Source organism: Pseudomonas tumuqii (genome assembly GCF_013184545.1).
Taxonomy (GTDB): Bacteria; Pseudomonadota; Gammaproteobacteria; order Pseudomonadales; family Pseudomonadaceae; genus Aquipseudomonas; species Aquipseudomonas tumuqii.
Map to the genome: position 1 here is coordinate 313,086 of NZ_JAAOJA010000003.1, position 12,961 is coordinate 326,046.

General features: G+C 65.6%; 12 protein-coding genes. 10 read left to right on the forward strand and 2 right to left on the reverse strand.

Annotated features, from left to right (window positions below; translation table 11 throughout):
• Positions 1–275: 275 nt before the first annotated feature.
• A complete protein-coding gene (gene pap, locus G9C89_RS07970) occupies positions 276–1,763 on the forward strand; it encodes a polyphosphate:AMP phosphotransferase (protein ID WP_172147179.1) in 1,488 nt (495 codons plus the stop codon).
• Positions 1,764–1,910: 147 nt separating this feature from the next.
• On the forward strand, positions 1,911–3,095 hold the full coding sequence (locus G9C89_RS07975; protein WP_172147181.1) for a thiolase family protein: 1,185 nt from the start codon (positions 1,911–1,913) through the stop codon (positions 3,093–3,095).
• Positions 3,096–3,217: 122 nt separating this feature from the next.
• Here the strand turns inward: G9C89_RS07975 and gspD are convergent, their stop codons facing one another.
• Both gspD and G9C89_RS07985 read right to left on the reverse strand, forming a co-directional pair.
• Positions 3,218–5,119, reverse strand: coding sequence for a type II secretion system secretin GspD (gene gspD, locus G9C89_RS07980; RefSeq protein WP_256674147.1), 1,902 nt, complete (start codon positions 5,117–5,119; stop codon positions 3,218–3,220).
• Between the two features lie 52 nt (positions 5,120–5,171).
• Entirely contained in the window at positions 5,172–5,810 is a 639-nt protein-coding gene (locus G9C89_RS07985) for a type II secretion system protein N (protein ID WP_172147185.1), read from the reverse strand.
• Between the two features lie 235 nt (positions 5,811–6,045).
• Between G9C89_RS07985 and gspE the strand changes: the two genes are divergently transcribed.
• Genes gspE through gspL form a run of 8 tightly spaced genes read left to right on the forward strand, consistent with a single transcriptional unit; the run spans position 6,046 to position 12,960 of the window.
• Complete coding sequence (gspE, locus tag G9C89_RS07990) at positions 6,046–7,533, forward strand: type II secretion system ATPase GspE (protein ID WP_172147187.1); 1,488 nt, start codon at positions 6,046–6,048, stop codon at positions 7,531–7,533.
• 13 nt (positions 7,534–7,546) lie between these two features.
• Positions 7,547–8,764, forward strand: coding sequence for a GspF family T2SS innner membrane protein variant XcpS (gene xcpS / locus G9C89_RS07995; protein WP_172147189.1), 1,218 nt, complete (start codon positions 7,547–7,549; stop codon positions 8,762–8,764).
• A gap of 4 nt (positions 8,765–8,768) precedes the next feature.
• Positions 8,769–9,206: a type II secretion system major pseudopilin GspG gene (gene gspG / locus G9C89_RS08000; RefSeq protein WP_172147192.1), complete on the forward strand. Its 438-nt coding sequence runs from the start codon at positions 8,769–8,771 to the stop codon at positions 9,204–9,206.
• 17 nt (positions 9,207–9,223) lie between these two features.
• The gene (gspH, locus tag G9C89_RS08005; RefSeq protein ID WP_172147194.1) at positions 9,224–9,784 is read left to right on the forward strand and encodes a type II secretion system minor pseudopilin GspH; all 561 of its coding nucleotides are present in this window, start codon (positions 9,224–9,226) and stop codon (positions 9,782–9,784) included.
• Positions 9,781–10,173, forward strand: a complete 393-nt coding sequence (gene gspI, locus G9C89_RS08010; protein WP_172147196.1) for a type II secretion system minor pseudopilin GspI — start codon at positions 9,781–9,783, stop codon at positions 10,171–10,173. Before gspH ends, gspI begins: the two co-directional genes overlap by 4 nt.
• A complete protein-coding gene (gene gspJ / locus G9C89_RS08015) occupies positions 10,170–10,865 on the forward strand; it encodes a type II secretion system minor pseudopilin GspJ (protein WP_172147199.1) in 696 nt (231 codons plus the stop codon). Before gspI ends, gspJ begins: the two co-directional genes overlap by 4 nt.
• Positions 10,862–11,827, forward strand: a complete 966-nt coding sequence (gene gspK / locus G9C89_RS08020; RefSeq protein WP_172147202.1) for a type II secretion system minor pseudopilin GspK — start codon at positions 10,862–10,864, stop codon at positions 11,825–11,827. Before gspJ ends, gspK begins: the two co-directional genes overlap by 4 nt.
• Positions 11,824–12,960 carry a type II secretion system protein GspL gene (gene gspL, locus G9C89_RS08025; RefSeq protein WP_172147205.1) on the forward strand — a complete coding sequence of 379 codons (1,137 nt, stop codon included), beginning with the start codon at positions 11,824–11,826 and terminating at the stop codon, positions 12,958–12,960. Before gspK ends, gspL begins: the two co-directional genes overlap by 4 nt.
• Position 12,961 lies beyond the last annotated feature (1 nt).

Sequence of the window (12,961 nt, forward strand, 5' to 3'; positions counted from 1 at the left end):
ATTATGTGGGAGGGGCTTCAACCGCGAAAGGGTTTGTGCCGGCTTGGTGTTATCGCGGCTAAAGCCCCTCCCACAGGGACTGTAGGGTGTTTGCGCCTAGCTGCTTGCCTCGGTCAGGGCAGAGAACTTCGGTTGTGTCGACTGATTGTGTCGGCGGGGCGGCCCCGGTGCGCTGCGAGTTGCTTTACTGCTCGATCGGTCGTGCAACAGCACATGGCTCACCCCGTCGCTCGCGCGATCCGCTAGGCTCTGCTGATCACATCAGGGAGCTGGTCATGTTCGAGTCCGCCGAGATTGGTCATTCCATCGACAAAGCCACGTTCGACGCCGCCGTACCGGCGTTGCGCGAGGCATTGCTGGAGGCGCAGTACGAATTGAGGCAGCAGGCGCGTTTTCCGGTGATCATCCTGCTCTGCGGGATCGAGGGGGCCGGCAAGGGCGAGACGGTCAAGCTGCTCAACGAGTGGATGGATCCGCGTCTGATCCAGGTCAGCACCTTCGATCAGCAAACCGACGAGGAGCTGGCCCGCCCGCCGGCCTGGCGCTATTGGCGGCAGCTGCCACCCAAGGGGCGCATGGGGGTTTTCTTTGGCAACTGGTACAGCCAGATGCTGCAGGGGCGGGTGCACGGGAATTTCAAGAATGCCGTGCTGGATCAGGCGATCGATGCGGCCCTGGCCCTGGAACGCATGCTCTGTGACGAGGGCGCGCTGATCTTCAAGTTCTGGTTTCACCTGTCCAAGAAGCAGATGAAGGCGCGCCTCAAGTCGCTGCAGGACGATCCCTTGCACAGTTGGCGTATCAGCCCGCTGGACTGGCAGCAGTCGCAGACCTACGACAAGTATGTGCGGGTCGGTGAGCGGGTGCTGCGCCGCGCCAGCCGCGACTATGCGCCCTGGTATGTGGTCGAGGGCGTGGACGAGTATTACCGCAGCCTGACGGTCGGGCGGATTCTCCTCGATGGCTTGCAAGCCGCACTCAAGGCCAACAGCCGGCTGCTGCCTCAGCCCCATGCGGCGCCATTGACCTCCAGCCTGGATGACCGTGGCTTGCTCGATAGCCTGGATATGCGCCAGGCGCTGGACAAGGCCGAGTACAACGAGCAACTGGTCGGGGAGCAGGCGCGGCTGTCGGGTTTGCTGCGCGACAAGCGCATGCGCAAACATGCCCTGGTGGCGGTGTTCGAGGGTAACGATGCGGCCGGCAAGGGCGGCGCGATTCGCCGGGTGACGGCGGCGCTCGATCCGCGCCTGTACCGCATCGTGCAGGTGGCGGCACCGACCGACGAGGAAAGCGCGCAGCCGTACCTGTGGCGTTTCTGGCGGCATATCCCGGCGCGCGGCCGGTTCACCATGTTCGATCGTTCCTGGTACGGCCGGGTGCTGGTGGAGCGGGTCGAGGGTTATTGCACGCCCGCCGATTGGCTGCGTGCCTATGGCGAGATCAACGACTTCGAGGAGCAACTGACCGACGCCGGCGTGGTGCTGGTCAAATTCTGGCTGGCGATCGACCAGGAAACCCAGTTGCAGCGCTTCAAGGAGCGTGAGCAAACCCCCTTCAAGCGATTCAAGATCACCGAGGACGACTGGCGCAATCGCGACAAGTGGCCGCTGTACCGCGATGCCGTGGGCGATATGGTCGACCGTACCAGTACCGAGATCGCGCCCTGGACCCTGGTCGAGGCCAATGACAAGCGCTTCGCCCGGGTCAAGGTGCTGCGCACCATCAACGAGGCGCTGGAGGCGGCGTTCGCCAAGGATTGAAAGTGTGCTCTAGCCCGGCCTTGCAGCGAACCCCAGGATCTGGCGGAAGATGGTTGCGCATATGGCTGGTGAATGATCGTCGCGGGCTGAGATTGTTCAGCCTTATTCTCATGGCATATCCAACGTCAACAACAATTGAGGTGCGTCATGCGTGAAGTGGTGATTGTCGATAGCGTGCGGACTGGCCTGGCCAAATCCTTCCGTGGCAAGTTCAACCAGACCCGTCCGGACGATATGGCGGCTCATTGCGTGAATGCGCTGCTGGCGCGCAGCGGCCTGGATCCGGCGCTGGTCGAGGATTGCATCGTCGGTGCCGGCTCCAACGAGGGCGCCCAGGGCATGAACATCGGCCGCAATGTGGCGGTACTCTCCGGCCTGGGCACCCAGGTCGCCGGCATGACCCTCAACCGCTTCTGTTCTTCGGGTCTGCAGGCCATCGCCATCGCCGCCAACCAGATCGCCTCGGGTTGCAGCGAGATCATCGTCGCCGGCGGCGTCGAGTCGATCACCATGACCCTGAAGAGCATGAACACCGACAATCTGTTCAACCCCATCCTGCAGAAGGATGTGCCGGGGATCTATTACCCCATGGGGCAGACTGCCGAGATCGTCGCACGGCGCTACAACGTCAGCCGCGAAGCCCAGGACGCCTATGCCCTGCAGAGCCAGCAGCGCACCGCGCGGGCCCAGGCCGAAGGCCTGTTCGACGACGAAATCGTGCCGATGAGCGTCAAGTACCTGGTCGAGGACAAGGCCACTGGCGAGAAGAAGATCGTCGAGGGGGTGGTCGATCGCGACGACTGCAACCGTGCCGACACCACCCTGGAAAGCCTGACCGCGCTCAAGCCGGTATTTGCCGAGGACGGCTCGGTGACCGCCGGCAACGCCTCGCAGTTGTCCGATGGCGCCTCCATGACCCTGGTGATGAGCCTGGACAAAGCCCTGGAATTGGGCCTCAAACCCAAGGCCTATTTCCGCGGCTTCGTCGCCGCCGGCTGCGAGCCCGACGAGATGGGCATCGGCCCGGTATTCTCGGTGCCGAAACTGCTCAAGGCCAAGGGCTTGAAGGTTGCCGACATCGACCTGTGGGAGCTCAACGAAGCCTTCGCCTCGCAGTGTCTGTATGCCCGCGATCGTCTGCAGATCGACAACGACAAGTACAACGTCAACGGTGGCGCGATTTCCATCGGCCACCCGTTCGGCATGACCGGCTCGCGTCAGGTCGGCCATCTGGTGCGCGAGCTGCAGCGGCGCAACCTGCGTTACGGCATCGTCACCATGTGTGTGGGTGGCGGCATGGGCGCGACCGGCCTGTTCGAGGCCTATCGCTGAGACGCAGCCATATAAGCAGGGGCTAGCCACAAAAAAAACCGCGTCGTTCGACGCGGTTTTTTTTGTTCGGCGCGCAAGGCGACTTCGATTTTCAGCAAGCAACTGTCGGAGTCCCCGAGACCTTACTTGCGCACGTCGATGTCCGGCGTGCTGTCGCGGTCGAACAGTTTGCTGGGGTCTTTCGGCAGGATGCCGGGGCGGTAGTCGCTGCGCACGTCGCCGAGCACGCGGATGTCGCTGTACTTCTTCCCCGAGAGCGCGGCCAGGCCAGCGGCATCGCGGATTACGGTCGGGCGCAGGAACACCATCAGGTTGCGTTTGATGCGGGTGTCCTTGGTCGAGCGGAACAAGCGGCCAAGCAGGGGGATATCGCCGAGCAGCGGCACTTTCGAGTCGGTCTGGGTCACGTCGTCCTGAATCAACCCGCCCAGCACTATGACCTGGCCGTCTTCGGCGAGGATGGTGCTCTTGATCGAGCGCTTGTTGGTGATCAGATCCACTGCGTTGATCCCCTGGGTGGTGGGGGCGATGGAGGAGATTTCCTGTTCGACTTCCAGGCGCAGGCTGGCGCCTTCGTTGATGTGCGGGGTGACTTTCAGGGTCACGCCGATGTCCTGGCGCTCGATGGTGGTGAAGGGGTTGTCCGCCCCCGAGGCGCTGGTGGTGAAGGAGCCACTCTGGAACGGCACGTTCTGCCCGACCAGGATCTCCGCTTTCTGATGATCCAGGGTCAGCAGGCTGGGCGTCGACAACAGGTTGCTCTTGGTATTGGCCGACAATGCGGTGATCAGTACGCCAAAGCTGTCGGTGCCGAGGCCGATAATGGCGCCGTCCGGGAGGTTGTCGAAGATCGGGTTGTCGACATCATTGCGTTGATCCTGGGCGGCTTGCAGGACAGTGCCGACCGACAGCCCGGTGTTGCCGAAATTCACCCCGCCCAGGCCGCCGGTGCTGCCGCGAGCATCCACCGCCCACTGCACGCCGAGGGCATCGCTGATGTCACCGGATACTTCGACGATGGCCGCTTCCACCATCACCTGGGCGCGTGGCACATCGAGCTGGCGGACGATGTCTTCGAGGGTCGCCACCATATCCGGATCGGCCAGCAGCACCAGGGCATTGAGGCTTTCGTCGGCACGAATCAGGATGTTCTGCGGTTTGCCGGCGGCTTCTCCCTCGCCCTGGGTTTTCAGGCCTTCGGAGATCTCGCCGAGGGTTTCTGCCAGGGTCTTGGCGTCGTTATGGCGCAGGCGAATCACCCGGGTATTGGCCGAGCGGCTGGTCGGGCTGTCCAGCGATTGCGCCAGGGTTACCAGTTTGGCGCGCGCGGCCGGCGGGCCGAGGATGATCAGGCGGTTGGTGCGCGAGTCGGCGATCACCCGGACGCCGGCCGAGCCTTTGGCCTGGCCACGCTCCAGGGTGTTATTGAGCAGTTCGGCGGCATCCATGACCCAGGCATGCTGCAGGTCGAGCACGCTGTAATCGCGATCGCCTGTCTGGTCGAGTTGCCGCAGCAGATCCTCGATGCGGGCGATATTGGCGCTGCGGTCGCTGATGATGATGGCGTTGGCCGAGGTGACGGCGGCCAGGTGGCCATATTGCGGCACCAGCGGGCGAATCAAGGGGATGAGTTCGGTTGCCGAGCTGTGCTGCACCTGGATCACGCGGGTTTCCAGGCGATCCGGCGCTGCCGGGCCTTGTCCCGCATCGGCCTTGGCCTCGGCGTTGGGCACGATACGCGCCTGCTCGCCCTGGGTGATGACGCTGAAGCCATGGGTGGTCATCACCGAGAGAAACAGCTGATAGACCTCGCTCAGGGTCAGTGGCGTGCTCGACACCACGCTGACCTGGCCCTTGACCCGCGGGTCGACGACGAAGGTTTCACCGGTGATCTGCGCGATCTGGTCGATGAATTCGCGAATGTCGGCGCCTTTCAGGTTGATGGTCCAGCTTTCTTCCTGCTGGCTGGCGCTGGGGGCGACCGGCTCGATGGCGGCCTGCAGCGGGAGGGGGCCGAGGGTCATGCCGGCGGCAAGCAGGGCGAAGGTGAGGCGCGAGAAAATCGGGGTCATCGGTTCAGTTGCTTTCCGTGGTCTGATCGCTGGGTTCGGCATCGCTCGGTTCGGCGCCGGATGTCTCCATCTGTTGGTGCAGGGCGTCCATGCGTTCGCGCAGTAGCGTGAGGTTATCGTTTTGCAGTTCGTCGAGTTGACTCGGGGTATCCGTTGCCGGTTGCGCTGGCGTCTCGGCCAACTGTTCGGATCGGCTGCGAGGGAAGGCCAGAATTTCCCGTTGGCCATTGCGCAGCAACTCGATGTGGTCTGCATGCACGGCATTGAGGCGAACCCCGCGGCTGATTTCGCTGTCGATCGAGTAGCGCTGAGGCTGGTTGCCTTCGTTGCGAATGATCGCGCTCGAACGCGCAGGGTCGGCATGCACGAAACTGCCCAAAAGGGTCAGGCGCAGGTTGGTGGGCCGTGCCGCCGTAGCGCTGGCGCTCATGTTGGTACCGAACAGGTGGGCGAGGGTATGGCTGGGCGGCTTGACCGGCTGTTGTGCGCTCTGCACCGATGGGGGCAATGCAGGCGTGCGCAGCAGACGCAGCCAATCGGTCGTTTGCCAGGCCAGGCTGATGCTGATGACCAGGACCAGCACGGCAGCGCTCAGGGCGGTGGCGTGCTGCTGTAGCCAGCGTCGGGTTGCCGAAAAAGGCAAGGGCGTCACTCCAGGGATCCAGGGTTGGGCGGCATGGGTCGCGCGCCGATCATAGTCAGTCGACGAGGATTTTCCAGTCCCCCGTCAGGGTGGTGTGTCGTCACGCATGATGTGCTAAAGATGGCCCCGTGCTTCAGTCCGGCGGCGCACAATCATAATCATTAACCCATATGAGCGTGGGCCAGTATTAGGCCTTGATATTTACCTCACGTCACAGATTCAAGGCATTTTCAGGATGAACGCTCTACTCATTGAAGAACCGTTGCGCCGTTTACCCTTCGGTTTCGCCAAGCGTCACGGGGTGGTGCTGCTGGCCGCAGAGCCAACGCCCTGCCTGGCTTACCGGCCGGCGGTCGAGTTGGTGGCGCTGGCCGAGGCGCAGCGTTTCCTTGGCCAGCGCCTGCCGCTGCGGGCCATCTCCGCGCCGGCGTTCGAGCAGGCCCTGGCCAAGGCCTACCAGCACGAAGCCGGGGCCATGCAGCTGGCCGAGGGGCTGGGCGGCAGCCTGGATCTGGCGGCCCTGGCCGAGCAGGTGCCGCAAATCGAAGACCTGCTGGAGCAGGAAGACGACGCCCCGATCATTCGCCTGATCAACGCCATCCTCGGCGAAGCGATCAAGGAAGACGCCTCGGATATCCACCTGGAAACCTTCGAGAAACGCCTGGTGGTGCGTTTTCGCGTGGATGGCATCCTCCGCGAGGTGCTCGAGCCCAAGCGCGAGCTGGCGGCGCTGCTGGTGTCGCGGATCAAGGTCATGGCGCGCCTGGATATCGCCGAGAAGCGTGTGCCCCAGGACGGGCGCATCTCCCTCAAGGTCGGTGGCCGCGAGGTGGACATCCGCGTGTCCACGCTGCCCTCGGCCAATGGCGAGCGGGTGGTGCTGCGCTTGCTCGACAAGCAGGCCGGGCGCCTCAATCTGCAGCACCTGGGCATGAGCGCGCGCGATCGCCAGTTGATGGAGGCGGCGGTGCGCAAGCCCCACGGCATCCTGCTGGTCACCGGCCCCACCGGTTCCGGCAAGACCACCACCCTGTACGCCAGCCTGGTCAGCCTGAATGACCGCACGCGCAATATCCTCACGGTGGAGGACCCGATCGAATACCACCTCGAAGGCATCGGCCAGACCCAGGTCAACCCCAAGGTCGACATGACCTTCGCCCGCGGCCTGCGCGCCATTCTGCGCCAGGATCCGGATGTGGTGATGGTCGGCGAGATCCGCGACAAGGACACCGCCGAGATCGCGGTGCAGGCCTCGCTGACCGGTCACCTGGTGCTCTCCACCCTGCACACCAACAGCGCGATCGGTGCCATCACCCGTCTGGTGGACATGGGCGTCGAACCCTTCCTGCTGTCTTCCTCCCTGCTCGGCGTGCTGGCCCAGCGCCTGGTGCGGGTACTCTGCCCGCACTGCAAGGCGGCCTACCAGGCCGATGCCGCCGAGTGCGCACTGCTTGGCGTCGCGCCCGCAGCGCCGCCGACCCTGTATCACCCGCGCGGCTGCAGCGAGTGCCATGAGCAGGGCTACCGTGGCCGTACCGGGATTTACGAGCTGGTGATGTTCGACGATCAGCTGCGCACCCTGATCCATAACGCCGCCGCCGAGCAGGACATGCTCCGCCACGCGCGCAGCCTCGGCCCGAGCATCCGCGAGGATGGTCGGCGCAAGGTGCTGGAAGGGCTGACCAGCCTGGAAGAAGTGCTGCGCGTGACCCAGGAAGAGTGAGCGAGGAACGCTAATGGCCGCATTCGAATACCTCGCCCTCGATGGCAATGGTCGCCAGCACAAGGGTGTGCTGGAGGCCGACAGTGCCCGCCAGGTGCGGCAAATTCTCCGTGATCGGCAGCTGTCGCCGCTGGATGTGCAGGCCACGCGGACCCGCGAGCAAGCCCGTGGTGGCGGGCATTTCAGTCTGGCGCGCGGGCTGTCGGCGCGCGACCTGGCCTTGCTCACCCGCCAGCTGGCGACCCTGATCCAGGCCGCGCTGCCGATCGAGGAGGCGCTACGCGCGGCGGCGGCCCAGGCCCGCGCTCCGCGGATCCAGGGCATGCTGCTGGCGGTGCGCGCACGGGTGCTGGAGGGTCATGGTCTGGCCAGCAGCCTGAAGGAATTTCCCGCGGCCTTTCCCGAGCTGTATCGGGCTACCGTGGCGGCCGGCGAGCATGCCGGCCACCTCGGCCCGGTGCTGGAGCAACTGGCCGATTACACCGAGCAGCGCCAGCAGTCGCGGCAGAAGATCCAGCTGGCGCTGCTCTATCCGCTGATCCTGATGTGCGCCTCGCTGCTGATCGTCGGCTTTTTGCTCGGTTACGTGGTACCGGATATCGTGCGGGTGTTCGTCGACTCCGGGCAGACCCTGCCGGCGCTGACGCGCGGGCTGATCGTCGCCAGCGAGTGGGTCAAGGGCTGGGGCTGGCTGGCGCTGATCCTCGTGCTGCTGGGGTTCTTCGCCTTGCGCTGGGCGCTGCGCGATGAGGCGCTGCAGCGGCGCTGGCACGGCGTGCTACTGCGCGTGCCGCTGTTCGGCGGCCTGATTCGCGCCACCGACTGTGCCCGTTTCGCCTCGACCCTGGCCATTCTCACCCGCAGTGGCGTGCCCTTGGTGGAGGCGCTGGGCATCGGCGCCGAGGTGATCGTCAACCGGGTGATCCGCGCGCAGGTGGTGGTGGCTGCGCAGAAGGTCCGCGAAGGCGGTAGCCTGACCCGCGCGCTGGAGGCCAGCGGGCAATTTCCGCCGATGATGCTGCACATGATCGCCAGCGGCGAGCGCTCCGGTGAGCTGGACCAGATGCTCGCGCGTACGGCGCGCAATCAGGAAAACGACCTGGGCGCCCAGGTGGCGCTGCTGGTCGGGTTGTTCGAACCTTTCATGTTGGTGTTTATGGGTGCAGTGGTGCTGGTCATAGTGCTGGCCATCCTGCTGCCGATTCTGTCTCTCAATCAGTTGGTGGGGTAAGCAGGTGAAAATCACAAGGGCGCACGGACAGCAGGGTTTCACCCTGATCGAAATCATGGTGGTGGTGGTGATCCTCGGCATTCTCGCCGCCCTGGTGGTGCCGCAGATCATGAGCCGGCCGGATCAGGCCAAGGTCACGGTGGCCAGGGGCGACATCAAGGCGGTGGCCGCCGCGCTGGACATGTACAAGCTGGACAATCACGCCTACCCGAGCACCCAGCAGGGGCTGGAGGCCTTGGTGGAGAAGCCCTCCGGCAACCCGCCGGCGAAGAACTGGAACCGCGACGGCTACCTCAAGCGCCTGCCCGTCGATCCGTGGGGCAATGTCTATCAATACCTGGCGCCCGGTACCAAGGGTGCCTTCGACCTCTATTCGCTGGGCGCCGATGGCAAGCAGGGCGGTAGCGAGCTGGATGCCGATATCGGTAACTGGGACCTCTGATGAGGCTTGACTGAAGCATGCGTGTCCGGCGCAGTGGCGCGTCCAGCCCGGGCCAGGGCTTTACCCTGGTCGAGTTGCTGGTGGTGATCGTGATTCTCGGCAGCCTGATCGGCCTGGCCGTGCTCAGTACCGGCATCGCCGGCCCGGCCCGCGAGTTGCGTAACGAGGCCGAGCGCTTGGCCGGGTTGATCGCTGTGCTGGCCGAGGAAGCGGTGCTGGACAACCGCGAATACGGCTTGCTGTTGCAGGCCGAGGGCTATCGGGTGCTGCGTTACGATCCGCTGGCCGCGCGCTGGCAGGCTCTGGACGATAAATCGCATCGTTTGCCGGCCTGGGCCGAGTTGAGCGTCGAGCTGGAGGGCGAGGCGCTGCACTTGCCGCAGCCGACGGCCGAGTCGCGCAGTGCGGCCAATCCCGTACCGCAACTGCTGCTGCTCTCCAGCGGCGAGCTCAGCCCCTTTCGTGTGCGCCTGAGCGAGCGGCGCAAGGACGGTTTGCGTCTGCTGTTGTCCAGCGATGGCTTCCGCTTGCCCAAGGTCGAGGTCGAACTCGACGGCCAGTCGAGGCGGCCAGGATGAGGCGCTGCCGTGGCTTCACCCTGCTCGAAGTGCTGGTGGCGCTGGCAATCTTCGCCGTGGTCGCCGCCAGCGTGCTGACGGCCAGCGCGCGCAGCTTGCAGACCGCCTCCCGGCTGGAGGACAAGACCCTGGCGATGTGGATCGCCGATAATCGCTTGAGCGAACTGCAACTGGCCGAAACGCCGCCCGGCGATGGTCGCGACCAGGGCGAGCTGGCGTTCGCCGGGCGGCGCTGGCAATGGCAGAGCGAGATCCAGGCGAGCAGCGAGCCGAGCATGCGCCGGGTCACCCTGTGGGTGGCGCTGCGCCCGCTCAGCGGCAATCGCGCTGGCGACCTGCGCGAGCGCGCGGTGGTCAGTCTCAGCGGCTTTCTCGAGGATGGGCGATGAGGCGCGCACGCGGTTTCACCCTGCTCGAGTTGCTGATCGCCATCGCCCTGTTCGCCCTGCTCGGCTTGGCCACCTATCGCATGCTCGATAGTGTGCTGCAGACCGACAACAGCACGCGCGCTCACGAACAACAGTTGCGCGAACTGGTGCGTGCCATCGCCGCCTTCGAGCGCGACCTGCTACAGGTCAGCGCACGCCCGGTGCGCGATCCCTTCGGCGAGCCGCGCCCGGCCCTGCTCGGTGAGGAGGGCGATGACGCCGGCGTGGAGCTGAGCCGCGCCGGCTGGCGCAATCCGCTCGGCCTGGCGCGCGCCGAGGTGCAGCGGGTGCGCTGGCAGCTGAGCGGCGAGCAGTGGCAGCGGCGCTACTGGAATGTGCTCGACCAGGCCCAGGACAGCCAGCCCCAGGTGCAGCAGGCGCTGGATGGGGTGATCGGCATCCGCCTGCGCTACCTGGATGACGACGGCAACTGGCAAAGCAGCTGGCCGCCGCCGTCGGCCGGCGGTGAAGAGCGCTTGAGCCAGTTGCCCCGGGCGCTCGAACTGCTGCTCGAACACCGGCGTTATGGCGAGTTGCGGCGTCTGCTGCGCGTGTCCGATGTGCTGCCCAAGGGCGCGGCGCAGGCACCGCAGGCAGATCAGCCGGGCGAGCCGCAAGAGTCGCAAGAGCAGGGCGAGGTACTCGAACCATGAAGGCACAGCGCGGTGTGGCGCTGATCACCGTGTTGCTGGTGGTGGCCGTGGTGACGGTGGTCTGCGCCGGGATAATCGCCCGCCAGCAGCTGTCGATTCGCAGCAGCGCCAACCAGTTGCATGTGCGCCAGGCCTGGCATTACGCGCTGGGTGGCGAAACCCTGGCCAAGGCGCTGTTGCGGCGTGATCTGCAGCAAGGCGACCCGCGTGCGCCTGTGGATCACCTGGGCGAACCCTGGGCGCAGCCGTTGACGCCGTTCGCCCTGGACGAGGGCGGTGAGTTGCGGGTGCATATCATCGACCCGACGGGGCGTTTCAACCTCAATAGCCTGGTGCGCCAGGGTGCACCCAACGACGCGGCAGTGGCGCAGTTTCGCCGCCTGCTCGCCGGTCTGCAGATCGAAGCGCCCTATGCCGAGCGTCTGCTCGACTGGCTGGACGCCGATCAGGAACCGAGCGGTGGCTATGGCGCCGAGGATAATCAGTACCTGCTGGCAGCGCCGGCCTACCGCGCGGCCAACCGTACGCTGGTCGATGTGTCCGAGTTGCGCCTGCTGCTGGAGATGAGTGAAGTCGATTACCGACGCCTGTTGCCCTGGGTCAGCGCCTTGCCGGCGGATGCGAGCCTCAACGTCAATACCGCCAGCGCCCGGGTGCTGGCGAGCCTGGTCGAGGGCTTGCCGCTGAGCACGGCCGAGGGGCTGGTGGACGCGCGTGCGAGCCAGGGCTATGCCGATCTGCCGAGTTTTCTCGCGCAATTGCCCGGGATGCCGGTGCCGAGCGAGGGGCTGGCGGTGGGCAGCCAGTATTTTCAGGTGATCAGCGAGGTCAGCGTCGGTGATCGCCGTCAGGTTTTACGCAGCACCCTGCAGCGTGCCAGCGATGGCCGGTTGTATGTGCTGGCCCGTGATCTGGGGCAGAGCGGTGTTCCGCCTGCACCCGTCGAGGAAGTCGAGCAATGAATCAGTTGTATGTATTTCTGCCGCCTGGGGCCTGTGCCGGCGCCCGGGCGGAGTTGCCGGTGCAGCGGGTGCGCGAGGGTGACAGTCAGTGTCTGCCGTTCGCCGAGGCGGTGGCCGGGGCGGGCGCTGCCTGGACCCTGGTCCTGCCGGTCGAGGCGGTGACGGCCTGCGCCGTGCGTCTGCCGACGCAGAAGGCCCGCTGGTTGCGCCAGGCCCTGCCGTTCGCGGTGGAAGAGTTGCTCGCCGAGGACATCGAGCAGTTGCACCTGGCCTTGGGCGAGCGGCTCGAAGACGGCCGTCATCGGGTGTTCGCCGTACGCCGCCGTTGGTTGGCGAGCTGGCTGGCGCTGTGCACGACGCCGCCCCGCACGATTGCCGTGGATGCCGATCTGCTGCCACATCAGGGCACCCAGCTGCTGTATCTGGATTCGCGCTGGTTGCTCGGCGGGGAAGGGGTGGCCCGCCTGGCGCTGGCTGGCGAGGATTGGCCGGCGCTGGCCGCCGGCTGCGCGCATCCGCATAGCGTCTATCGAGCAGCTCAGCAGGCCGGGCTGGAACCGCTGGATGAGCTTGTCGATGTGGTCGATGGGCATGTCTGGCTGGCCCGTCAGGCGCTCGGCAACAATCTGGCGCAGGGTGAGTTCGCCGCGCAGCAAAGCAGCGGCCAGTGGCAGCGCTGGCGTCCGCTGCTGGGGCTGGTCGGCCTGTGGCTGGTGTTGCAGTGGGGCTTCAATCTGGCCCAGGGCTGGCATTTGCAGCATCAGGCCGAGGCCTATGCCGAGGCCAGCGCAGCGCTCTATCGGGAGCTGTTCCCCGAAGACCACAAGCTGGTCAACCTGCGCGCCCAGCTGGATCAGCACCTGGCCGGGGGCGGCGCCAGCGGTCAGGGGCGTTTGCTCGGCCTGCTCACCCAGGTGAATCAGGCGCTGAGTGCGGAGGGCACGCAGATTCTGGTTCAGCAGGTGGATTTCAGCGAGGTGCGGGGTGATCTGGCCATGCAGATCGAGGCGCCCGGGTTTGCCGAGCTGGAGCGGCTGCGCGAGCGGCTGCAGGAGGCCGGCTTGGCGGTACAGCTGGGTTCGGCCAGTCGCGAAGGGGCTGGGGTCAGCGCCCGTGTGGTGATCGGAGGATGAG